The 21,515-nt window shown below is 71.8% G+C and carries 22 protein-coding genes; 16 read left to right on the forward strand and 6 right to left on the reverse strand.

Annotation, left to right across the window (positions count from 1 at the left end):
* Positions 1–95 precede the first annotated feature (95 nt).
* The gene (locus AB0K00_RS13975) at positions 96–1,424 is read left to right on the forward strand and encodes a sensor domain-containing diguanylate cyclase (RefSeq protein WP_363520069.1); all 1,329 of its coding nucleotides are present in this window, start codon (positions 96–98) and stop codon (positions 1,422–1,424) included.
* A 24-nt stretch (positions 1,425–1,448) separates the two neighbouring features.
* Here the strand turns inward: AB0K00_RS13975 and AB0K00_RS13980 are convergent, their stop codons facing one another.
* Together AB0K00_RS13980 and AB0K00_RS13985 are read right to left on the reverse strand one after the other, a co-directional pair.
* Positions 1,449–1,889, reverse strand: coding sequence for a hypothetical protein (locus AB0K00_RS13980; protein WP_363520072.1), 441 nt, complete (start codon positions 1,887–1,889; stop codon positions 1,449–1,451).
* A 123-nt stretch (positions 1,890–2,012) separates the two neighbouring features.
* The gene (locus AB0K00_RS13985; RefSeq protein ID WP_363520075.1) at positions 2,013–3,230 is read right to left on the reverse strand and encodes a M48 family metallopeptidase; all 1,218 of its coding nucleotides are present in this window, start codon (positions 3,228–3,230) and stop codon (positions 2,013–2,015) included.
* A 98-nt stretch (positions 3,231–3,328) separates the two neighbouring features.
* On the opposite strand from AB0K00_RS13985, the gene AB0K00_RS13990 reads away from it, so the two are divergent.
* Together AB0K00_RS13990 and AB0K00_RS13995 are read left to right on the forward strand one after the other, a co-directional pair.
* On the forward strand, positions 3,329–4,003 hold the full coding sequence (locus AB0K00_RS13990; protein ID WP_363520078.1) for a hypothetical protein: 675 nt from the start codon (positions 3,329–3,331) through the stop codon (positions 4,001–4,003).
* Positions 4,004–4,145: 142 nt separating this feature from the next.
* A complete protein-coding gene (locus tag AB0K00_RS13995) occupies positions 4,146–4,484 on the forward strand; it encodes a winged helix-turn-helix domain-containing protein (RefSeq protein ID WP_363520080.1) in 339 nt (112 codons plus the stop codon).
* On the opposite strand, the gene AB0K00_RS14000 is transcribed toward AB0K00_RS13995, so the two are convergent.
* On the reverse strand, positions 4,444–5,259 hold the full coding sequence (locus tag AB0K00_RS14000) for a class I SAM-dependent methyltransferase (protein ID WP_363520083.1): 816 nt from the start codon (positions 5,257–5,259) through the stop codon (positions 4,444–4,446). The two genes, AB0K00_RS13995 and AB0K00_RS14000, sit on opposite strands and share 41 nt — an antisense overlap.
* A 61-nt stretch (positions 5,260–5,320) precedes the next feature.
* Between AB0K00_RS14000 and AB0K00_RS14005 the strand changes: the two genes are divergently transcribed.
* From AB0K00_RS14005 to AB0K00_RS14055, 11 genes are all read left to right on the forward strand, one after another.
* Positions 5,321–5,917, forward strand: coding sequence for a TetR/AcrR family transcriptional regulator (locus AB0K00_RS14005; RefSeq protein WP_363520085.1), 597 nt, complete (start codon positions 5,321–5,323; stop codon positions 5,915–5,917).
* Between the two features lie 119 nt (positions 5,918–6,036).
* Positions 6,037–6,396 (forward strand): hypothetical protein, encoded by a 360-nt coding sequence (locus AB0K00_RS14010; protein WP_363520087.1) that lies wholly within the window; start codon positions 6,037–6,039, stop codon positions 6,394–6,396.
* 109 nt (positions 6,397–6,505) lie between these two features.
* Entirely contained in the window at positions 6,506–7,063 is a 558-nt protein-coding gene (locus AB0K00_RS14015) for a chemotaxis protein CheW (protein ID WP_363520090.1), read from the forward strand.
* On the forward strand, positions 7,060–7,896 hold the full coding sequence (locus AB0K00_RS14020) for a CheR family methyltransferase (RefSeq protein WP_363520093.1): 837 nt from the start codon (positions 7,060–7,062) through the stop codon (positions 7,894–7,896). Before AB0K00_RS14015 ends, AB0K00_RS14020 begins: the two co-directional genes overlap by 4 nt.
* On the forward strand, positions 7,889–8,389 hold the full coding sequence (locus AB0K00_RS14025; protein ID WP_363520095.1) for a chemotaxis protein CheD: 501 nt from the start codon (positions 7,889–7,891) through the stop codon (positions 8,387–8,389). The genes AB0K00_RS14020 and AB0K00_RS14025 overlap by 8 nt, the downstream gene beginning before the upstream one ends.
* Positions 8,386–9,438, forward strand: coding sequence for a chemotaxis response regulator protein-glutamate methylesterase (locus AB0K00_RS14030; RefSeq protein ID WP_363520098.1), 1,053 nt, complete (start codon positions 8,386–8,388; stop codon positions 9,436–9,438). Before AB0K00_RS14025 ends, AB0K00_RS14030 begins: the two co-directional genes overlap by 4 nt.
* On the forward strand, positions 9,431–10,459 hold the full coding sequence (locus AB0K00_RS14035) for a methyl-accepting chemotaxis protein (RefSeq protein ID WP_363520101.1): 1,029 nt from the start codon (positions 9,431–9,433) through the stop codon (positions 10,457–10,459). The genes AB0K00_RS14030 and AB0K00_RS14035 overlap by 8 nt, the downstream gene beginning before the upstream one ends.
* Positions 10,460–10,469: 10 nt before the next feature.
* Positions 10,470–10,838: a response regulator gene (locus tag AB0K00_RS14040; RefSeq protein ID WP_203851464.1), complete on the forward strand. Its 369-nt coding sequence runs from the start codon at positions 10,470–10,472 to the stop codon at positions 10,836–10,838.
* Positions 10,835–11,116: an STAS domain-containing protein gene (locus tag AB0K00_RS14045; protein ID WP_363520104.1), complete on the forward strand. Its 282-nt coding sequence runs from the start codon at positions 10,835–10,837 to the stop codon at positions 11,114–11,116. The genes AB0K00_RS14040 and AB0K00_RS14045 overlap by 4 nt, the downstream gene beginning before the upstream one ends.
* Entirely contained in the window at positions 11,113–13,230 is a 2,118-nt protein-coding gene (locus AB0K00_RS14050; protein WP_363520107.1) for a chemotaxis protein CheA, read from the forward strand. The genes AB0K00_RS14045 and AB0K00_RS14050 overlap by 4 nt, the downstream gene beginning before the upstream one ends.
* A gap of 109 nt (positions 13,231–13,339) precedes the next feature.
* Entirely contained in the window at positions 13,340–13,516 is a 177-nt protein-coding gene (locus AB0K00_RS14055; protein WP_363520110.1) for a hypothetical protein, read from the forward strand.
* 94 nt (positions 13,517–13,610) lie between these two features.
* On the opposite strand, the gene AB0K00_RS14060 is transcribed toward AB0K00_RS14055, so the two are convergent.
* Positions 13,611–15,680 carry a phosphocholine-specific phospholipase C gene (locus AB0K00_RS14060; protein ID WP_363520112.1) on the reverse strand — a complete coding sequence of 690 codons (2,070 nt, stop codon included), beginning with the start codon at positions 15,678–15,680 and terminating at the stop codon, positions 13,611–13,613.
* 195 nt (positions 15,681–15,875) lie between these two features.
* Between AB0K00_RS14060 and AB0K00_RS14065 the strand changes: the two genes are divergently transcribed.
* Positions 15,876–17,825, forward strand: a complete 1,950-nt coding sequence (locus AB0K00_RS14065; RefSeq protein ID WP_363520114.1) for an EAL domain-containing protein — start codon at positions 15,876–15,878, stop codon at positions 17,823–17,825.
* A gap of 13 nt (positions 17,826–17,838) precedes the next feature.
* Here AB0K00_RS14065 and AB0K00_RS14070 read toward each other — a convergent pair whose 3' ends face one another.
* Both AB0K00_RS14070 and AB0K00_RS14075 read right to left on the reverse strand, forming a co-directional pair.
* Positions 17,839–18,636 (reverse strand): polyprenol monophosphomannose synthase, encoded by a 798-nt coding sequence (locus tag AB0K00_RS14070; RefSeq protein WP_363520116.1) that lies wholly within the window; start codon positions 18,634–18,636, stop codon positions 17,839–17,841.
* Positions 18,637–18,739: 103 nt separating this feature from the next.
* On the reverse strand, positions 18,740–19,813 hold the full coding sequence (locus AB0K00_RS14075; RefSeq protein WP_363520119.1) for an ionic transporter y4hA: 1,074 nt from the start codon (positions 19,811–19,813) through the stop codon (positions 18,740–18,742).
* Between the two features lie 108 nt (positions 19,814–19,921).
* Here AB0K00_RS14075 and AB0K00_RS14080 point away from each other — a divergent pair, with 108 nt between their 5' ends.
* Positions 19,922–21,397 carry an NCS2 family permease gene (locus tag AB0K00_RS14080; protein WP_363520121.1) on the forward strand — a complete coding sequence of 492 codons (1,476 nt, stop codon included), beginning with the start codon at positions 19,922–19,924 and terminating at the stop codon, positions 21,395–21,397.
* Positions 21,398–21,515: the final 118 nt, after the last annotated feature.

Below are 21,515 nucleotides of genomic sequence, written 5' to 3' on the forward strand. Positions count from 1 at the left end.
CGGCACCCTAACCCGCTGCCGCACATCACTTCAGTCGCGGGCCGGCCCGCCGATAAGAGCACGTGTCCCGCCTGCGTGCGGTGGCAGACGTCTGCGTGCGCTTGCTGGACGCGCCGCCGGACGACGGCCACCTGCTGGAGCGTCTGGTCTCCGCCATCGGCGCGGAGCTCACGGACTGCTGTGTCGCGGGCGCGCTCGCCGGTCCCGCCGGCGCCGTTCCGGTGGTGCGGACCGTGCCCTGCGGCGCCGAGCCCGCGCTGGCCGGTGCGCTGCTCGACTCGGTGGTCACGGCGCTGCACGGGCCGGGCGCCGATCCGCCGGTCGAGTCCCGCGTCGTGCCGGTCCTCGTGCGGGGCGCGGTCGTCGGCGCGCTCGGCGTGCTGCGGCCCGGCGGCGGCCCGGTCCCGCTCGCCGACGGGGCGTTCGTCGAGGCGGCGGCCACCGTCGCGGGCGGGGTGATCGAGCACAGCCACGCGTTCGCCGCGACCCTCGAACTGCTGGAGGACGCCCGCCGGCAAGGGGATCTGCTGGACGCGATCTCCGACGCGATCGTCTCCTGCGACGCCGACGGTGTGATCGTGAGCTGGAACTCCGGCGCCGAACGCCTCTACGGGTACTCCTCCGGCGACGCGGTCGGCTGCGACCTGCTCGCCCTGGTCGCCACCGCGTGCGTCACCGACGGCGTCGAGACCGGCGCGGCGCAGATGCTGCAGGACGTGGCGGTCACCGGCCGGTGGGAGGGCGAGCTGCGCGAACGGCGCTCCGACGCGGCGCCGCTGACGGTGCTGTCGTCCGTCTCCGCGCTGCACGCTACCGCCGACGGCGCGCCCGCCGGGTACGTGTTCGTCAACCGCGACGTCACCGAGCAGCGCCGGCAGGAGCACGAGGCGGCGCACGACGTGCTGACCGGCCTGCCCAACCGGCGGCGGCTGGTCGGCCGCATCCGTGACGCCGGCGAGCGGGTCCGCCGCGGCGGCGGCCCGATGGCGGTGCTCTTCCTGGACCTCAACGGGTTCAAGCCGGTCAACGACCGGCACGGCCACGCCGTCGGCGACGAGCTGCTGATCCGCATCGCCGGGCGGCTGGCCGGCACGGTGCGCAGCACCGACTTCGTGGCCCGCCTCGGCGGCGACGAGTTCGTGGTGGTGCTGGAGCAGTTCGGTGCGGTGGAGCGGGTGATGCCGGTGCTGCAGCGGATCCTGCACGCGGTCGAGGAGCCCATGCAGCTGTCCACGGCGACGGTGACGGTCTCCACCAGCATCGGGGTCGCCCTCGCCGGAGACACCGGCGCCCCCGCCGAGCTCGTGGTCGACCCCGAGCAGCTCGTGAAAGCGGCGGACGAGGCGATGTACCGGGCGAAGCGCCTCCCCGGGCACGTCGCCTTCGCCGACCCGGACCTCGACCGCCGCTGGCCCGGCTCCTGAGCGGCGGCCCAGGCCTGCCCGGTCTCAGCCGCCGCACCAGGCGCGGACCTTCTCGCCGGACAGCGCCACGAGCAGCACGAAGTTCACCGCGAGGCCGAGCACGGTCGCCGGTGACCCGCCGTTGAGCAGCCCGACCAGGCCGGCGAGGATACTGAGCACGCAGACGGCGCGGGCGGCGTTACGGGACCAGCCGGCGCCGGCCAGGACCCCGGCGCCGCTGGCGACCTCGATCGCCGAGACCAGCACGGCCGTGGCGGTGACCGCCACCACCGCGCCCTCCTCGCCGTGCGACGTCAGGTCCTCCAGCAGGATCGCGCTGATGAGCACGCCCAGCCCGCCGAGCACGATCAGGGCCAGCCCCACCCACCAGATCATCGCCGATCGGGCCGGCCGGACCGCGGCCCGGCGGGCCCGGTCGAGCAGGCGCCGGTCGGCCGGGGTCAGTTCGTCGTCGTGTCCGCTCATCGCAGCGGTACCTCTTCCGGCGATTATCTATATTGACTAGACAATATCGTCCCGAGGTGGCGTCCCGCCGTCAAGACATCGACGGTGCCAACGCTCGTCGCCGTGCGGGGCCGCGGCGTCCCGTCAGCCGTTTCTGAGGTCACGCACCAGCCGGCGGTACATGGGCCGCAGCTCGACGTCGGTCGCCGCGGACTCCTCAGGGTCGGCCGGCAGCGCCGCCGGGGCCTCGGCGAGCACCTCGATGCGGCGGCCGAGCGGCGGGTCGACGGCGAACGGAGACGCCGTGCGGGCCACGTCGGCGTCGCACCGCTCGGCCATCGCCGACGCGTTCTTCGCCACCACACCGGCGGCAAGGACGGGCCAGCCGGCGACCACCGCCTCGGGCTCGTCGCGGCGCACCACACCCGCGTGGTCTCCGGCGCGGGCGTCGCGGCGAAGGACCGTCACGATCGACTCGGCGAGCAGCCGCGTGGCGAGCACCGCCCGGACCTGCGCGGCGCCGGCGACCGCGGATGCCCGGGCGTCCGACGCCAGGGCCGCCCGGAACGACTCGGGCTGCAGCAGCGTCAGGTAGCCGAGGCGCACCAGCCCGAAGGCGCCCTGCAGCAGTGCCGTGAACGGGCGCACGAGGTCCTCGGCGAGGTTGGTGTAGGCCTGGTCCTTGCCGATCGGCTGGCCGGGGTTCGCCGCGATGGCCTTGACGACGTCGCCGTCGCGCCCGTCGTGCAGCCGCTTGTCGCCGCCCGGTTCGAACATGGCGACCAGGGTCGCGAGGCTGCGCTCCACGGTGCCGGTGAGCGGTGCGCGGCTCGGGTCGCCGGCGCCGAACCGGGCGAGTTCGAGGGCCACCAGCGCGGTCCGCTGCGCCGGGTCGAGCACCGCCCAGAGCGGTGCGCCGATGCGCAGGTACCGGCGCCGCAGGAGCCCGGCGACACCGGAGTCCGCGGAGAACCGGCCGTCGAGCACGATGACGTGCGGCCGGGGTACGCCGAGCGCGGCGGCCACCCGGTCCGTCATCGCGTGCAGCGCGGGCATTTCGGCGCGGCGGGCGGGGACGGCGTCGCGCGGCAGGCCGGCCGGACGGGGCAGGGTCAGCACGCCGAAGGCGAGCAGCACGCCGCCGGGCAGCAGCGCGATGCCGGGAAACCGCAAGGTGCACAGCCAGGCGCCGGTCAGCAGGGTCGCGAAGCCGGTCACCTGCACGACGGCGGCGACGGTGGCGGTGGCGACGCGGCGCAGGCGGCTCGGTGCGGGTCCGGCCCTGACCCGCCTGGCGGCAAGGCGGTGCAACCGCACATCGAGCCATCGCCAGCCGATGATGCCGTCCCGTTGCTCCGTCATGCATGCACCATGCACTCCCCGGGGCCGCGAGCGCCATTCGGTTGCCGCAACCGATCGGTTGCGATAGGGTCGATGACGCAACCGAATGGTTGCCATCGATGAGATACGGAGGCGTCATGGCCGCGTGGCAGTATGTGGTGCTGGCCGGGCTGGGCGCCTTCCATGGCCTCAACCCGGGCATGGGCTGGCTGCTCGCGCTGGCCGGCGGTGTCCGCGAGCGGCGCCGCACCGCGATCGCGGCCACCCTCGGCCCGATCGCGCTCGGGCACGCCGCGTCGGTGTTCGTGATCGCGACCCTGGTCGTGGGGCTGATGTCGGTGACCACGGCACGCGCCGTCGCGACCGGCGGCGGCCTCGTGCTGACCGCGTTCGGCATCTGGCGCCTGCGCGCCGCGGGGCAGCACCCCTGGACCCAGATGCGCCCCGCGGGCCGCCACGTGGTCGCGTGGTCGTTCCTGATGTCGTCCGCGCATGGCGCAGGGCTGATCCTGTTGCCGGTGATCGCGGCGGTACCGGCGGCGAACGCTTCCCATCACGGCCATGGTGTGGTCGGCGACGGTGAACGGGCCACGGCGCTGACCGGCCTGCTGGCCACGACGGTGCACACGGTCGCGATGGTCGGAGTAGCCGGTGTGGTCGCGCTCGTCGCCTACGAGCTGCTGTCGATCCGGGGCGTGCTGCGCAGTGCCCGCATCGACGTGGAGCGGGTGTGGTCGTTCGCGCTCATCGGCTCCGGCCTGGCGACGCTGACCTTCACCTTCTGGCCGTGGTGATGGTTATGGTGAGCCTTCCGGCTGTGGTGAGCCTTCCGGCTGTGGTGAGCCTTCCGGCTGTGGTGGGGCTTCCGGTTAGGGTGGAGCGCTACGCAGCCGCCACAGGAGCCGACCATGCCGATGCCGAACCCGACGACGCTCGATGCCGCCTGATCCCGAGGAGGCGGCGGTCGCCGTGTTCGCGGCCCTCGCCGACCCGAACCGCCGCGCGATCCTCGCCTCGCTCGCCCAGCACGGCCCGAGCACCGCGACGGACCTGTCCGGCCGGCTGTCGATCACCCGGCAGGGCGTCGCCAAGCATCTCGCGCTGCTCGCCGACGCCGGCCTGGTCACCAGCGACGCCGGCGGCGGCCGGCGGGTGCTCTTCCGGCACCGCACCGAGCCGATCAAGGTCGCGCAGTCCTACCTGGCCGCCCTCGCCGCCGACTGGGACGACCGCTTCACCCGGCTGTCGGCGTTCCTGACCGAACCTCCGCGGTGACCACGACCGTGGTGTAGTGCGCGGCGAAGCTGCCGCCCAGGGCGTCGACGGCGGCACCGACGCCGTCGAGGACCCGCGCCAGCTGTTCCGGCGGCAGCTGGGTGTTCCCGCCGAACGTGGGCAACTGATCGAGCCACTGGTCCCGGGTGTAGGTCACGTCCCAGTCGAACCGCCACTGCTCGGGCTCGCCGAACCCGCCCGCCGCCCCGATGCCGTCGGCGGCCGTGGCGCACATCGTCAGGTAGCCGTCCAGCGCCGCCGCCGCCGAGCCGAAGCCCGCGGCCGCGAGGGAGTCCGGCAGGATCCGCCGGTACACGACGGCGAACGCCTCAGCCGCCTCGGGCTGCGCCTGGAACGCGTTCCAGAACACCGCGAGCCGCCCGCCGGGCCGCAGCACCCGGGCCGCCGCGGCCGCACCGGCGCGAGGGTCCACCCAGTGCCACGCCTGGCCCGCGACGACGGCGTCGAACCGCCGGCCGGCGGGGTCCCACGCCTCGAACGTCGACACCTCGACCTCGAGGCCACCCCGGCGGGCGAAGGCGGCCATGCGCGCGTCCGGCTCGACCCCCAGGACTGTGCAGCCGGCCGCCGCGAACTGCCGGGCGGCGATCCCGGTGCCGGCCCCGACGTCCAGCACGTCGGTGCCGGGGCTCGCGCCGACGATCCGGTCTACCATCGCCTCGGGGTAGCTGGGCCTGGTCCTGTCGTACCGTTCGGCGTCCACGCCGAAGGACTCCGCCACCTGACGGTGCCGGTGCGGCTCGATAGTGGGCATGCGCCCACGCTAGTGGGCACGTGCCCACTCGTCAACGCACGCACGGGAAGGACGGGACGCAGTGCCGACAGGGGTCGCCATCCGCGACGTCCGCGAGCAGCTGTTCGGCGCCGCCGAGCGGGTCCTGCTGCGGGACGGCCCGAACGCGCTGACCAGCCGCGCGGTCACCACCGAGGCGGGCTGCGCCAAGGGCGTGCTGCACAAGCACTTCGCCGACTTCGACGCGTTCCTCGCCGAGTTCGTGCTGGACCGCATCGCCCGGCTCGACGAGCGGACCGCCGCCCTGCGCGACGCCGCCGGCACCGGCACCGTCGCGGACAACCTGACCGCCGCGGTGACCGCCCTGTTCTCCTCGGCCGCCCTCGCGCTCGTCGGCCTCATCACCGCCCGCGACGAACTGCGCGCCCGCCTGCGCCGCGACCTGCCCGCCGGCGTACCGGTCCTGACCGAGGCCGCCGAGCTGATCGCCGCGTACCTCGCCGCCGAGCGGGACCTGGGCCGCATCACCCCCGGCGCCGACGTCGACACCCTCGCCGCGATGCTCATCGGCACGACCCACCTGCGCTACGCCGGCCGCGGCGACACCCCACCCGAGCCCGACACCGTCCGCCGGATCGTCACCGCCGTCCTCACCACCGCCGACCGCCTACCCACGTGACCCCCGCACCGGGTCCGGCACCTGCGCGGCTGAAAGCACCGCAGCGGCACCCGGGTGGCACCCGCGGCGCAACTCCTGGTCGGGACCCTTCAGGTTCCAGCACATCTCCAGGAGGCATCTTGTCGCGACGTCATCGCCAGGCCATGGGTCTGATCGCCACCGTGGTGGCCGCCGGGCAGGTCATGACGCCCGGGAACGCGTGGGCGGGCGGCACCGCGGCGCCGTCGGTCGCGGTGTCCGCGGTCGGGACCGTCGCGTCGGTGCGGACGGCGGACTCGACGATCGTCGTGAACCGGGCCTACAAGTTCCGTGACAGCCGGCCCAAGACGGTCAGGTTCGCCGTGACCTCGGGCACCGCCGTCGTCGTCAACGGTGCCGCGGCGGGGCTCGGCACCGTGCGCGCCGGCATGCAGGTCACCGTCACCGGGTCGCAGACCAGCAGCACGACCGTCGCCACCAAGGTCGTGGCCCGGAGGTGACGGGTCGCCGGTAATGTCCGACGTTCTTCTTCAGGGCGCCGCCGCGGCGCCGATGGGTCTCCTGACGGGCGTGCGCGCGAGCACGCGGTTGCCCGGAAGGGGAAATGCTGTGAGCGTTGAGGCAGCAGCGCGGGGGCGCGGCGACGCCACCGCCGACGACGCGACGCGTTATCTGACGTTCACGTTGAACGGCGAGTCCTACGCGCTGGACATCTTCCACATCACCGAGATCCTCGAGTACCGCAACCTCACCGTGGTGCCCATGACGCCGGACTTCGTCCGTGGCGTCATCAACCTGCGCGGCCGGGCGGTGCCGGTCATCGACCTCGCGATCCGGTTCGCCAAGGGTGCCACCAGCATCGCCAGGCGCACCAGCATCATCATCGTGCACATCCGCGGGATGCCCGGCTCCGGCGACGCCGGCGCGGCGGACGGTCGCGGGGCCGGCCAGGACATCGGCATCCTGGTCGACGCGGTCAGCAAGGTGGAGGCGTTCACGGCCGAGGACATCGAGCCGGCCCCGTCGTTCGGCGCCGGCATCCGGGCCGACTTCATCAGCGGGATGGCGAAGCGGGACAACGACTTCATCATCGTGCTCGACATCGACCACGTCCTGTCGCTGAGCGACATGGCCGATCTGGCGACGGCGATCCCGGAAGAGTCATGACGCCGTCACTGCTCGGGCCGACGGAGATCACGACGAGCGAGTTCCAGGCCATCAGCGAGTTCCTGCACCAGCGCACCGGCATCCGGCTCGCGCCGGGCAAGGAGACGCTGGTGATGGGGCGGCTGGACAAGCGGCTGCGGAAGCTCGGGCTGCGCAGCTACACGGAGTACCTGCAGGTGCTCCGCTCGCCGCAGCACGCGGCGGAGACCCGCCAGGCGATCGACCTGCTGACCACGAACGAGACGTTCTTCTTCCGCGAGCCGCTGCACTTCGAGTTCCTCGGGCAGGTCATCGCGCCGGCACACCGGGCCGACCGGCCGTTCCGGCTCTGGAGCGCGGCGAGTTCCAGCGGTGAGGAGGCGTACAGCGCCGCGATGGTGCTCGCCGACACGCTGCCGAACGTGCCGTGGGAGGTCGTCGGCACGGACATCTCGTCGCGGGTGGTCGCCGGGGCCGAGGCCGGTCTCTACCCGATCTCGGCGGCGGAGAAGATCCCGACGCCGCTGCTGCGCCGGTACTGCCGCAAGGGCCGGGCCGAGTACGAGGGCCTGATGGCCATCGACCGGGCGCTGCGGGCCAGGACGACGTTCCTCGGCGCGAACCTCCTCGAGGACCTGAGCCGGCTTGGCAGGTTCGACGTGATCATGCTGCGCAACGTGATGATCTACTTCGAGACCGCCACGAAGGCGGAGGTGGTCGGCCGGTTGCAGGAGATGCTGCATCCCGGCGGCTACCTCATCGTCAGCCTGTCCGAGACGCTCAACGGGATCCCGTCGCGGCTGCGGACCGTGCAGCCGTCGATCTACCGGCTTCCAGGAGCCGATCTTGGCTAGCGGGCCCGACGTGTTCCTGAACCCGGGCGACTTCCACTTCGCCGCGGCCGGTACCCGGATCCGTACCGTCCTGGGCTCGTGCGTGGCGATCACGCTGTGGCACCCGCGGCTGCGGGTCGGCGGCATGTGCCACTACCTGCTGGCGCACCGCCCCGCGCCGACGGCGGACCTGCCGGGGCTCAGCGGCCGGTACGCCGACGAGGCGGTGCAGCTGTTCCTGGGCGAGATGGACCGCAACGGCACCCGCCCCACGGAGTACGAGGCGAAGATGTTCGGCGGCGGCGACCAGTTCCCCGGCAGCTCCCCCGGGCCGGCGCCGCACGTGCCGAAGGACAACATCGCGATCGGCATGCGGCTGCTGCGCCGGCACGGGTTCCACCTCACCGCGAAGCACCTGGGCGGGACGGGGTCCCGGCAGCTGGTCTTCGACCTGGACACCGGCGACGTCTGGCTGCAGCACAACGAACGCCACACCGCGCAGGCAAGCTCATGACCGGCAAGGGGATCGGGGTCGTCATCGTCGACGACTCGGCGGTCGTGCGGCAGGTCCTGTCGCGGCGGCTGGCGGAGAGCGCCGGCATCGAGGTGCTCGGCTCCGCCTCCGATCCGATCTTCGCCATGACGCTGATGAACCGCAGCTGGCCCGACGTGGTCGTGCTGGACATCGAGATGCCCCGGATGGACGGCATCACGTTCCTCAAGAAGATCATGGCGATCCGGCCGACGCCGGTGGTCATCTGCTCGACGCTGAGCCAGCGGGGCGCCCGGGCCACGATGGACGCGTTCGCGGCGGGCGCGGCGGGCGTCGTACCGAAGCCGACAACGGGACTCAAGCAGTTCATGACCGACGACAGCGGCGACATCGTGGCCGCGGTCAGGGCGGCCGCGGCGGGCAAGGTCGCGCGGCTGAACCGGACCGCCCCCGCGACACCGGCGGCAGCGGCGTCGCGCCCCGCGCCGGTCGCGGCCGCCGCCGGGACCGACCGGGTCATCGCGATCGGCACGTCGACCGGCGGCACCCAGGCCCTGGAGACGGTGCTGACAGCGCTGCCGCGCAGCAGCCCGGGCATCGTGATCGTCCAGCACATGCCGGAGAAGTTCACGGCCGCGTTCGCCGAACGCATGGACATGCTCTCGGCGATCGAGGTCCGGGAGGCCGCCGACGGGGACCCGGTGCAGGAAGGGCTGGCGCTCGTCGCGCCCGGCGGCCGGCACATGCAGCTGCTGACCGACGGCGCCCGGTTCCGGGTCAAGGTGAGCGACGGTCCCCCGGTCAACCGGCACCGGCCCTCCGTCGACGTGCTGTTCCGGTCGGTCGCGCGGGTCGCGGGCCGCCGCGCGCTCGGCGTCATCATGACCGGGATGGGCGACGACGGCGCCCGCGGCCTGCTGGAGATGCGCACCGCCGGCGCGCTCACGGTCGCGCAGGACGAGGCGACCTGCGTCGTGCACGGTATGCCGAAGGAAGCGGTCCGGCTGGGTGCCGTCGACCGGGAAGTGCCGCTGACCGCCATCGCTGAGGTGATCCGTTCCCATGGTTGAGTTCCTGATCGCTGTCGTCGCCCTCGCCGCCGGACTGGGAGCCGGATACTTCTCCGGCACCAGGCGGAACAGCCGGCCCCCGGACCAGGAGACCGGTTCGGCCGACTACGAGCGCAGCGTCACCGACTTCACCGCCACGGTCGCGCCGGTCTGGTCGAGCCAGATCGAGTCGTCCCGGGTACAGATGGAGACCGCCGTCGCCGCGGTCACCACCGAGTTCAGCCAGATCGTCGACAACCTCGACGCCGTGCTCGCCTCCTCCAGCGCGGTGCTGGAGGACAGCCAGGGCGGCGGCTCGTTCGACCGTGGCCGGCAGCGCCTCGGCAACGTGGTCGGCACCCTCGACGACGCCCTGAGCTCCAAGCGCGAGGCGCTGCGGGACCTGGAGACGCTGCTCGGCCTCAACGGCGACCTCAAGCAGATGACCGCGGAGGTGGCCCAGATCGCGGCGCAGACCAACCTCCTCGCCCTCAACGCGTCGATCGAGGCCGCCCGGGCCGGTGAGGCCGGCGCCGGGTTCGGCATCGTGGCCCTGGAGGTGCGGCAGCTGGCGGAGCGCTCGTTCCAGACCAGCGAGAAGATGGCGGCCCGGGTCGAGGGCATCGCGAGCGCGATCGCCGGCGCCCTGACCAAGGCCGAGGGCGACACCGAGCGGGAGGGTGCCGCGGTCGCCCGCGCCAACACCGAGGTGACCGAGGTCCTGGACGACCTCGGCGCCGTGTTCTCCGGGCTGCGGGAATCCTCGGACCGTCTCGAACAGGCCGCCGTCGGCATCCGCTCGGGGGTCTCGGAGGCCATCGTCAACCTGCAGTTCCAGGACCGGATCGGCCAGGTCCTGGAGCACCTGCGGCAGAACATCGACCGGATGCCCGCCGTCGTGGCCGAGTCCCGGCCGCTGGACGCGCGGCGGCTGCTCGCCGAGCTCGAGGCCACGTACACCATGCACCAGGAGCGGGAGGCGCACCACACCGGCGCCAGAACCGCCGCCGCCGTTCCCGAATCAGAGATCACGTTCTTCTAGGAGGGCACTCATGTCGAAGACCATTCTGATCGTCGACGATTCGGCGTCGGTACGGCAGGTCGTCTCCATCGCGCTGCGCGGCGCGGGCTACGAGGTGGTGACCGCGGCCGACGGCCAGGACGCGCTGAAGCAGCTGGACGGCAAACGGATCCATCTGATCATCTCGGACGTGAACATGCCGAACATGGACGGGATCACGCTCGTCGGCGAGGTCAAGAAGCTGCCGTCGTACAAGTTCACCCCGATCATCATGCTCACGACCGAGTCGCAGGAGGACAAGAAGCGCCAGGCACAGGCCGCCGGCGCCAAGGCCTGGGTCACCAAGCCGTTCCAGCCCGCGCAGATGCTCGCGGCCGTGTCGAAGCTGATCATGCCGTGACGGTTCCTCTGGAGCTCGACGGCGAGCTGACGATCGCCGTAGCGGCCGAGCAGCAGGCGCGGCTGCGGGCGTTCCTGCAGCAGGCCGCCGGCGCATTCGAGATCGACCTGTCGGGCGTGACCGAACTGGACACCGCCGGCCTGCAGCTGCTGCTCGCCGCCCGCCGCGAGGCGGCACAACGGGGCGCCGCGCTGACGTTCCTTTCGCCGAGCCGGGCCGTCCACGACGTCTTCGTCACCGCCCACCTCGCCCTTGAGCTGGACGGGGTGTCGCGGTGACCGACGACGATCTCAACGACGCGCTCGACACGTTCATCACCGAGGCGCGGGAGCTGCTGCAGGACTTCGAGGAGGGGCTGCTCGGCCTCGAGGACGAGCCGGCCGCCCAGGACACCGTCAACGCCCTGTTCCGCACCATGCACACCCTCAAGGGCTCGGCGGGCCTGTTCGGCCTGCACCACCTGGTGGCGTTCACCCATGTGGTCGAGACGGTGCTGGACTCGGTACGGGAGGGCGAGCTGGCAGTCTCTGCCGAGCTGGTCAGCGCGCTGCTGCCGTGCGGCGACCACGTCTCGTCCATGGTCGAGGGGGTCGCCGCCGGCCGGCTCGACGCGACCACCGGCGAGACCGTCGACGGCGACCGGCTCCTCGCCGCCCTCCAGCCGTTCCTGACCGTCTCGCCCCCGCCCTCGGTTGACGCACCGGCGGACGAGTCGCTGCGCACGTGGCGGCTGACCCTGCGGTTCGGCCCCGACAGCCTGCGCAACGGCATGGACCCGCTGTCGTTCCTGCGGTACCTGGCCACCATGGGCGTCCTCGAACGGGTCACGACCCTCACCGACGCGCTGCCGGACCTCGACCAGCTGGACCCGGAGACCTGCTACCTCGGCTTCGAGGTCGACTTCGTCAGCGCCGCAGCGAAGGCCGACATCGAAGACGTCTTCGACTTCGTCCGCGAGGACAGCCAGATCAGCATCGTGCCCGCCGACAACCAGGCCGCCGACTACGTCAAAGTCATCGAAGGACTGCCCGACCAGGACCGCCTCGGCGAGCTGCTGGTCCGCAGCGGCGCGGCCACCGACCTGGAGATCGCCCGGGCCCTGCGGATCCAGCAGGAACGCAACCGCACCGGTGACTCCCTGCCCCAGCTCGGCGAGATCCTCATCGAGACGCAGACGGTGCCGAAGCCCGTCGTCGACGCGGCCCTGGGCAGGCAGCGCAAGACCGCCGACAGCCGCTCGCAAGAGACCCAGACGATCCGCGTGTACGCCAACCGCCTCGACAAACTCATCGACCTGGTCGGCGAGCTCGTCATCGCCCAGTCGAGCGTCGGCATCCACGGCCGGGACGACGAGGGCTATGACGAGGCACAGGGCGAGGTCATGCGCCTCGTCGAGGAGGTGCGTCACAGCGCGCTGTCGCTGCGCATGGTGCCGATCGGCACCACCCTGCGCCGGTTCGAACGAGTGGTCCGCGACGTCTGCGTCGACCTCGGCAAGGACGTCGACCTGGTCATCACCGGCGGCGAGGCGGAGATGGACAAGGCCCTCGTCGAGCGCATCGGCGACCCGCTGCTCCACCTGGTCCGCAACGCCCTGGACCACGGCGTCGAACCCCGCGCCGACCGCGAACGCCAGGGCAAGCCCGTCCGCGGCAAACTGCGGCTCAACGCCTTCCACGACGCCGGCTCGATCGTGATCGAGGTCGCCGACGACGGCCACGGCCTCAACCGCGACCGCATCCTGGCCAAGGCCACCGAGCGCGGCATGATCCAACCCGGCGCCGTCATGACCGACCACGAGGTGTACGACCTGATCTTCGAGCCCGGCTTCTCAACGGTCGAGACGGTCTCGAACCTCTCCGGCCGCGGCGTCGGTATGGACGTGGTCCGCCGCAACATCGCCGAACTGCGCGGCACCATCGAGGTCGACACCGCGCCCGGGGCCGGCACGACGTTCCGGATCCGGCTGCCACTGACTCTCGCCATCATCGACGGCTTCCTCGTCGGCGTCGGCCCGTCAGCCTTCATCGTCCCCCTCGACCGCGTCACCGAGTGCGTCGAACTTCCACCGAACGCCGCGGACCGCGACTGCATGTACCTGCGCGGCGAGGTCCTGCCGTTCATCCGGCTCCGCACGATCTTCGACATCGCCGGCCAGCCACCCCGCCGCCAGAACGTCGTCGTCATCGAACAGTCCGGCCAACGCGCGGGCCTGGTCGTGGACACCCTCCTCGGCCAGTTCCAGACGGTCATCAAACCCCTGGGCGTGCTGTTCAGCGAGGCCCGGTGCATCAGCGGCTCGACCATTCTGGGCAACGGCGAGGTCGCCCTGATCCTGGACGTCGGCCCCCTGGTCGCGGAGAACATCAGCCGCGAACAGGTCCTCGCCTGACCCCGAGCCGTTCGATCGAACTCGTCCCGTCGCCGCCCGGCACGCCTTGGAGCAAAGGTGTTCCGCGAGCCGTATCGACCTTGCCGCCGGTCATGTGAAGCTTGCCGGCATGACGGGATCGAACCCTGCCGAGTTCGACTGGAGCAGCCTGCCTCCGATGACCTCCTTCAACGACGAGGCACAGAGCTTCTTCGGACTCTCACTTACGCTGGAGTCCGATCCGATGGAGGACCCAGCTCGGGACTATCCGCTGTTGCCAAGGCTGACCATCACAGTGGCGCCGTAACGCAGCCCTGGTTAACAGGTTTGCCAGCTCAGGACGGTGTGCCTGAGCTGGCGGAACCACAACTACGAAATTGTTCCGAAGGGGCTTTCAGATGTCAGACGAGGCCGCCCATCAGTGGGTCGCTGATGGATTCCTGGCCGTCCTCGAGGTGGCCGGCGTACCAGGCGCCGAATCCCGGGTCGGACGCGGCGGTGACGGTCAGCTCGTACCAGCCGCGGCTCTTCGCGGTCGACCACTCCACCGACTTCGTCTCGCCCGCCCGCAGCGTGACCTTCGTGCGCCGGTTGCCGTACCGGTCGGCGACCGTCAGCTCGAGCCGTGACGGGCCCCGGTTCGCCAGCCGGAGCGACACCTCGTGCCGCCGCTCGTCGTAGCTCGCTCGGATCGTCAGTTGCTGCTGGATGCCGCCGGCCGCGCCCTTGTGACGGCGGAAGAAGCCGTTCGGTCCGTGGACCGACAGGTCGTGCGCGCCGGCGGTGAGGGGCCACTCGTCGGTGAGGCGACGGCCCGGTTCGACGGTGTAGCCGCGCGGTTCCTGCGCCGGGTCGGCGGAGCGGACGTGGAAGTAGCCGGTCGCGGCGCCCTCGTTGCGGAACTCGAAGCTGAATGCGGCGCCGGTGGCGTGGCCGTCGGCGTGCAGGGTGTAGGGCAGTGCGCGGGCCGGCCGCACGCCGCGCTCCTGCTTGGGCAGTCGCGGGTCGGCGGGCGGGACCGGGACCTGGTCCGGCTGGCGGGTGAGGTCGTCGGGCTTGAAGCTGTCGGTGTCCGGCAGGTCGACGCGGCGCGAGGAGTTGGGCGTCTTGAAGTCGAATGCTGAGGTCAGGTCGCCGACCACGGCGCGGCGCCACGGCGTGATGTTCGATTCGACCAGGTCCCGGCGGCCCCGGGCGAAGCGCGCCTCGAGGAAGCGGATCAGCGACGTGTGGTCGAACAGCTGCGAGTTGACGTAGCCGCCGCGGGTCCATGGCGACACGATGACCATCGGCACGCGGATGCCCAGCCCGTACGGGCCGGCCGGGTGGCCGGCGTCGCCGGGGAAGATCTCGTTGGTGACCGGGACCGTCGACAGGCCCTGGGCGCGGGTCGCCGGCGGCGTGGGCGGGACGAGGTGGTCGAAGAAGCCGCCCTCCTCGTCGTAGGTGATGAACAGCGCCATCTTGCTCCAGACCGCCGGGTTGGAGGCGAGGATGTCGATGACCTTCGAGGTGTACCAGGTGCCGTAGCCGGGCTCCCAGTTCGGGTGCTCGGTGTACGCCTCGGGTGCCACGATCCAGGACACCGCGGGGAGCTTGCCCGCCCGCACGTCGGCGGCGAAGTCGGTCAGCAGGGCGTCGGGGCTGCGGCCCGCCTTGTTGACCTCGGTGCCCACCTTGGCCTTCGCCAGCGGGGTGCCGGGCGCGGCGTTCTGGTACTGGTGGAAGTACAGCAGCGAGTTGTCGCCGTAGTTGCCGATGAACGGGTCGTTGGTCCAGCCCCAGAAGCCCTCGGCGGTGAGCCCGAGGCCGACGTCCTGGTAGACCTTCCACGGGATGCCGGCCCGGTCGAGCCGCTCCGGGTAGGTGGACCAGTCGTAGCCGGCCTCGGCGTTGGTGATGACCGGGCCGCCGGCCTTGCCGTCGTTGCCGACCCAGCCGGACCACATGTGGTAGCGGTTGGGGTCGGTCGGGCCGAGCAGCGAGCAGTGGTAGTTGTCGCAGACGGTGAACGCGTCCGCGAGCGCGTGGTGGTAGGCCAGGTCGGCGCGGGTGTGGTGGGTCATCGTGGTGACGCCCTTGTTCGGCACCCACTGGTCGTGCCGGCCGCCGTTCCAGGCTGCGTGCGTGTCGTTCCAGCCGTGCGGCGGGTCGGGCAGGAAGGTCTGCCCGAGGTCGCGCACCGGCGGGCGGAAGGGCAGCAGCTCGCCGTCGCCGTCCGGCTGGTGCCACACGGGCTTGCCGTTGGGCAGCGTCGCCGGGTGCGGGTCGGCGAAGCCACGCACGCCGCGCATGGTGCCGAAGTAGTGGTCGAAGGAGCGGTTCTCCTGCATGAGGATCACGATGTGCTCGACGTCCTCGATCGAGCCGGTGCGGTTGTGCGCCGGGATCGTCAACGCCCGCTCGAAGGGCAGCGGCACGGCGGCCGCGGCCGCCAGCTGGAGGAAGGTGCGCCGGTCGACATTCGCCATGAGGCCGGACGGTAGGCCCGGCAGGTGGCCGCCACGTGTACGTGAATCGATGTTCAAGGCCGTCCAGGGTGACAGGCGGGCAGCGCCGCAACCGGTTTGCTCCCGACCGGAGGGGTCAGATGTCGGCACCGCGGGCCGATGGCAGGGTCGGCGCTTCGGCTGGCGGAGCCGCCTGACGGTGGGACAGGAGGAACCGTGGCGCTGCGATCATCCCGACTGCTCCGAAGCGGCGCCGTGCTCGGACTCGCCGTCGTCCTGCTCGGCCTGACGGGCGTCAGCGTCGTGGGCACGACCCGGACCCGCGCGTCGGCGAACACCGCCATCGCCGCGACGGCGATCGCCAAGGCGTACGAGCTGGCCGACGACGCCGTGGCCCTGGAGGAGATCGCCGAGCAGCGGTACCGGCTGGAGCCCGGCGAGCAGGCCCACGAGCTGTTCCGCGGGGCGTCCGGCGCGCTCGAGGTGGCGCTGCGGGACATCGAGGTGCACGGCACCGCCGCGGACCGGGACATCGTCGCCAAGGTGCGGGAGTCGCAGGAGATCTACCTCGGCGCGATGGACCGGCTGTTCGCCGCCGTCGACCTCGGCGACACGGCGGCCGCCGCCGGCATCGACAACGGCGTCGTCGACCCGGCCGCCGAGCAGATCGGCGGCCTGGTCCACAGCGCCGCGACGCTCAGCGCGGCCGACGCGGCCCAGGCGATGAGCGAGCTGCACCGCGTCGAGGGCATCGTCTTCACCGCCACGACCGCGACGTTCGGCGCGGGGCTCGCGCTGCTGGTCGTGTTCGCCTTCGTCGCCGGCGGTTACCAGCGCCGGCTGCTGCGCCACGCGGCCGAGCACGAGTACCACGCGTCACACGACGCGCTCACCGGGCTGCCGAACCGGACCCTGTTCACCGACCGCACCACGGAGGCGCTGTGCGACGCCGACGGCCGTGGCCTCGCCGTGCTCCTGCTGGACCTGGACCGGTTCAAGGAGGTCAACGACACCCTCGGGCACCAGTACGGCGACGAACTGCTGCGGCAGGTCGCCACCCGGACCACCGGCGCGCTGCGGACCGGTGACGTGGTCGCGCGGCTGTCCGGCGACGAGTTCGCGGTGCTGCTGCCCGGCGCGTCCGCCGCCGACGCCGCCGGCCTGGCCGCGCGGCTGCAGAGCGAACTGCACCGCAGCTTCGCACTGGACGACGTCGCGGTCGACGTCGAGGTCAGCATCGGCATCGCGGTCGCGCCGGAGCACGCCACGGACACCGACGCGCTGCTGCGCTGCGCCGACATCGCGATGTACACGGCGAAGGACAGCAAGACCGGCGCGACGCTGTACCGGCCGAACATGCACACCGAGGACGGCAACCGGCTGTTGCTGCTCGGCGACCTGCGCCGGGCGCTGGACGTCACGGACCAGCTCACCCTGCACTACCAGCCGAAGATCCGGCTCGACGACGGCCGGCTGTGCGGCGCCGAGGCCCTGGTGCGCTGGGCGCACCCGACCCGCGGGGCGATCCCGCCGGCCGAGTTCATCCCGGTCGCGGAGACCACCGGCCTCATCACCCGGCTCACCCTGTACGTGCTGCGCCTGGCCGTCGCGCAGGCGCGGACCTGGCTCGACGACGGGCTGCCCGTGCCGATCGCGGTCAACCTGTCGCCGCGCTGCCTGCTGGACCCCGACCTGGTCGGGCACGTGACGCGGCTGCTGCACGAGCACGAGCTGCCCGCCGAACTGCTGCGGCTGGAGGTGACCGAGACGGCCGTCATGGCGAACCCGGCCCTGGCCACCGAGACGCTCACCGCGCTGCACCGCCTCGGGGTACGGCTGTCCATCGACGACTACGGCACCGGGTACTCGTCCATGGCGTATCTCAAGAGCCTGCCCGTCGACGAGCTGAAGGTCGACCGCACGTTCGTCATGCACATGGATGCCGACCCCGAGGACGCCGTGCTGGTCCGCGGCGCGATCGAGCTCGGCCACAACCTCGGCATGACGGTCGTCGCCGAGGGCGTGGAGGGCGCCGCCCACGTCGCCGCGCTGCGGGAGCTCGGCTGCGACATCGCCCAGGGCTACCATTACGCCCGGCCGATGCCGCCGGCGGACCTGACCACCTGGTTCAGGACCAGCGGCGCCGCCGCCATGCTGTCCGTCTGAGCGCGGCCCGCGCTCAGCCTGCGGACTTGCCCAGCTGGGCGCGGGTACGGGCGATCTTGCGGTGGCGCAGGCGGAGCAGGAACGGCATCATCGCGCTCTCGACCTTGGTGCCTGTGGTCATCTTCGACACGCCGTCGGTGCGCTCCTCGAAGCGGATCGGCACCTCGATGATGGTCTGCCCCAGCTTCGTGGCCAGGAAGTGCATCTCGACCTGGAAGCTGTAGCCGTTGGACTGGACCCGGTCCAGGCCGATCGCCTGCAGCGCGTCCGCGCGCCAGATCTTGAAGCCGGCGGTCAGGTCCCGGATCCGCACCTGCAGCAGGGTGTGCACGTACAGGTTGGCCCAGCCGCTCAGCATCCGCCGGTAGAGCGGCCACGCGTCGTCGAGCTGGCCGCCGGGCACGTAGCGTGACCCGATCACCACGCCGGCGTGGGTGGACAGCAGCGCGCCGAGCATGCCGGGCAGCGCCTCCGGCGGGTGCGACAGGTCGGCGTCCATCTGCGCCACGTACGTGGCGCCGTCCTCGAGGGCCTTGCCGATGCCGTCGACATACGCCCGGCCGAGGCCCTCCTTGCCCGGGCGGTGCACCACCCGGATGCGTCCGGGGTGCTCGGCGGCCAGCTTCTCCGCCACCTCGCCGGTGCCGTCGGGCGAGTTGTCGTCGGCGATGAGGATCCTCAGCCCCGACAATGGCAGGGCGAACAGGCGCTCGACCAGCCGGGGCAGGTTGCCTGCCTCGTTGTAGGTCGGAACGACCACGGTCAGGGGCTCGTCACACCACGGCGACGGCAGCCGCACTGGCTCGATCATTACGGAAGACCATCCTCGGGTCGCCGGCAGGTTCAGACAAGCAGGGTAGTCGGGCCGGGCTCGCCGCCCGCGCACCGGCCCCTCCCCGGGCGTCGGCGCCGGTCTATGGGCTGGCGGCGAGGAACAGGAACGCGGCGCAGATGGACAGGTGTACGGCGGCCTGCAGCAGCGTGGCCCGGCCAGGCATGACGGTCAGGATACCGACCCCGGCGGTGAGCGTGAGCAGCACGATCTGGGTGGCGCCGAGGCCGAGGATCAGCGGCCCTTCGAGCCAGATCGAGGCGACGGCGATCGAGGGGATGGTCAGCCCGATACTCGCGATCGCGGAGCCCAGGGCGAGGTTGAGGCTGATCTGGACCTGGTCGCGGCGGGCGTTGCGGACGGCCGCGAGGGTCTCCGGCAGCAGGATCAGCACGGCGATGACGACACCGACGAAGGAGTGCGGGAGCCCGACGCGGGCGACGCCGGCCTCGATCGTGCCGGACTCGACCTTGGCCAGGCCGACGACCGAGACCAGCGCGACGATGAGTAGCACGAGGCTGGCGAGGGCCTGCCGCAGGGACGGAAACTTCGTGTGCTCCTCGGCGGGGCCGGTGACGGGCAGGAAATATTCACGGTGCCGCACGTTCTGGACCACCACGAACAGCGCGTAGAGCGTCAACGACGCGGTCGCCGCGAACGCCAGCTGCGGGCCGGTGAACTGCGGCGCCGGCGCGCTGGTGGTGAAGGTCGGCAGGACCATGCTGAGCGTCGCGAGGGTGATGACGGCGGCGAGGGCGGCGCCGGTACCTTCGGAGTTGAACACCGCGACGTGGCTGCGCAGCGCGGTCACCAGCAGCGACAGCCCGGCGATGCCGTTGCAGGTGATCATGACGGCGGCGAAGACGGTGTCCCGCGCGAGGGTCGCCGTGCCGGAGCCGCCGGACACCATGAGCGCGATGATCAGGCCGACCTCGATGACGGTGACCGACACGGCGAGGATGAGCGAGCCGAACGGCTCCCCGACGCGGTGCGCGACGACTTCGGCGTGGTGGACGGCGGCGAGCACCGACCCGGCGAGCAGGGCCACGACGACGACCTCGATCGGGATCGGCAGGTGCCGGCCCCATACCGCGACCAGGACGGCCAGGGCGAGCGGTGGCAGGACGACGGCCGAACGGTTCAGCGATGTGCGCACGGCCCCAACTGACCCGCTGTTGCACGCACGAAACCTGCCTGCCATTGATTCCCGCTCCGCAGGTGGGATCATCGCGCGTCAGGGGGTACTGACTTCCAGGGAGGCACCATGGACGATCTGTCCGCCGGCGTGGCGACCACCACGACCCGGGACGCGCCGCGCAACGGCTTCGACCGGTTCTTCGAAATCAGCGCACGCGGCTCGACGCTGAGCCGGGAGATCCGCGGCGGTCTCGCCACGTTCTTCACGATGGCCTACATCGTGGTGCTCAACCCGCTCATCCTCGGCAGTGGCGTCGACAGCACCGGCGGGAAGCTCGCGATCGCCGCGGTCGCCTCCGCGACGGCCCTCGTCGCGGGGGTGATGACCATCCTCATGGGCGTCGTCGCCCGCTTCCCGCTGGCGCTCGCCGCCGGGCTCGGTGTCAACGCGCTCGTCGCGTTCGAGATCGCACCCCAGATGACCTGGGCCGACGCCATGGGTCTCGTCGTCATCGAGGGTGTGCTCATCGCCGTCCTCGTGCTCACCGGCCTGCGCACGGCCGTGTTCCGCGCCGTACCCACGCAGCTCAAGACCGCCATCGGGGTCGGCATCGGGCTGTTCCTGGCGCTGATCGGCTTCGTCGACGCGGGGTTCGTGCGGCGCGTGCCGGACGCGGCCAACACCACCGTCCCGGTCGGGCTCGGCATCGGCGGCAAGCTGATCAGCTGGCCGGCCCTCGCGTTCGGGGTCGGTCTGCTGCTCACCGTCGTGCTGGTGGTGCGCAAGGTCCGCGGCGCGATCCTCATCGGCATCCTCGCCTCGACGGTGCTCGCGATCATCATCGAGGCGATCGCGAACGCGGGCCCGTCGTTCGTGGACGGCAAGCCGAACCCGAAGGGCTGGAGCCTCAACGTCCCCGTCCTGCCGGACAAGGTCATCGACAAGCCGGACCTGTCCCTCCTCGGGCACTTCAACGTCCTGCACTCGTGGCAGACCGCCGGCGTCCTGATCGTGATCATGTTCGTGTTCACCCTGCTCATCACCGACTTCTTCGACACGATGGGCACGATGGTCGCGGTCGCCCAGGAGGGTGACCTGCTCGACGAGGAGGCCATGCCGCCGCGGACCCGGGAGATCCTGCTGGTCGACTCGATCGCCGCGGCCGCTGGTGGCGCCGCCAGCACGTCGAGCAACACCAGCTACATCGAGAGCGCCTCAGGTGTGGCCGAGGGCGCGCGGACGGGCGTGGCGAGCCTGGTGACCGGCGCGCTGTTCCTGGTGGCGATGTTCTTCGCGCCGCTGGTGACGGTGGTGCCGTTCGAGGCCGCGTCGGTCGCCCTGGTGGTCGTCGGCTTCCTGATGATGACGGCCGTGCGCACCATCGACTGGTCCGACTACGAGATCGCGCTGCCGGCGTTCCTCGCGATCGTGCTCATGCCGTTCACGTATTCGATCTCCAACGGCATCGGCGCCGGCATCATCTCCTACGTGGTGATCAAGGTGGCCGCCGGCAAGCCCCGCGAGGTGCACCCGCTGCTCTACGGCGTGGCCGTGCTGTTCATCGTGTACTTCCTGCGTGGACCCCTGGAACTGCTGTTCTGACCCGCCCGCCGGGCCGGCTGCGCAGACGCTGTGCGCAGCCGGCGCCCGGGGTCGGCTGCGCACATGTCGTGCCGGCCGGTCCTCTCGGCGTGTCACGTCGCCCGCGGCGCGGATCGCA

The organism is Dactylosporangium sp. NPDC049525 (assembly GCF_040676755.1).
Lineage (GTDB): Bacteria > Actinomycetota > Actinomycetes > Mycobacteriales > Micromonosporaceae > Dactylosporangium.

Excerpts from the sequence above, each read along its gene's own strand:
- AB0K00_RS13980 (WP_363520072.1), bottom strand. The coding sequence starts at position 1,889 with ATGAGCGGACACGACGACGAACTGACCCCGGCCGACCGGCGCCTGCTC.
- AB0K00_RS13985 (WP_363520075.1), bottom strand. The coding sequence starts at position 3,230 with ATGACGGAGCAACGGGACGGCATCATCGGCTGGCGATGGCTCGATGTG.
- AB0K00_RS13990 (WP_363520078.1), top strand. The coding sequence starts at position 3,329 with ATGAGATACGGAGGCGTCATGGCCGCGTGGCAGTATGTGGTGCTGGCC.
- AB0K00_RS13995 (WP_363520080.1), top strand. The coding sequence starts at position 4,146 with ATGCCGCCTGATCCCGAGGAGGCGGCGGTCGCCGTGTTCGCGGCCCTC.
- AB0K00_RS14000 (WP_363520083.1), bottom strand. The coding sequence starts at position 5,259 with ATGCCCACTATCGAGCCGCACCGGCACCGTCAGGTGGCGGAGTCCTTC.
- AB0K00_RS14020 (WP_363520093.1), top strand. The coding sequence starts at position 7,060 with ATGACGCCGTCACTGCTCGGGCCGACGGAGATCACGACGAGCGAGTTC.
- AB0K00_RS14030 (WP_363520098.1), top strand. The coding sequence starts at position 8,386 with ATGACCGGCAAGGGGATCGGGGTCGTCATCGTCGACGACTCGGCGGTC.
- AB0K00_RS14035 (WP_363520101.1), top strand. The coding sequence starts at position 9,431 with ATGGTTGAGTTCCTGATCGCTGTCGTCGCCCTCGCCGCCGGACTGGGA.
- AB0K00_RS14040 (WP_203851464.1), top strand. The coding sequence starts at position 10,470 with ATGTCGAAGACCATTCTGATCGTCGACGATTCGGCGTCGGTACGGCAG.
- AB0K00_RS14055 (WP_363520110.1), top strand. The coding sequence starts at position 13,340 with ATGACGGGATCGAACCCTGCCGAGTTCGACTGGAGCAGCCTGCCTCCG.
- AB0K00_RS14060 (WP_363520112.1), bottom strand. The coding sequence starts at position 15,680 with ATGGCGAATGTCGACCGGCGCACCTTCCTCCAGCTGGCGGCCGCGGCC.
- AB0K00_RS14070 (WP_363520116.1), bottom strand. The coding sequence starts at position 18,636 with ATGATCGAGCCAGTGCGGCTGCCGTCGCCGTGGTGTGACGAGCCCCTG.
- AB0K00_RS14080 (WP_363520121.1), top strand. The coding sequence starts at position 19,922 with ATGGACGATCTGTCCGCCGGCGTGGCGACCACCACGACCCGGGACGCG.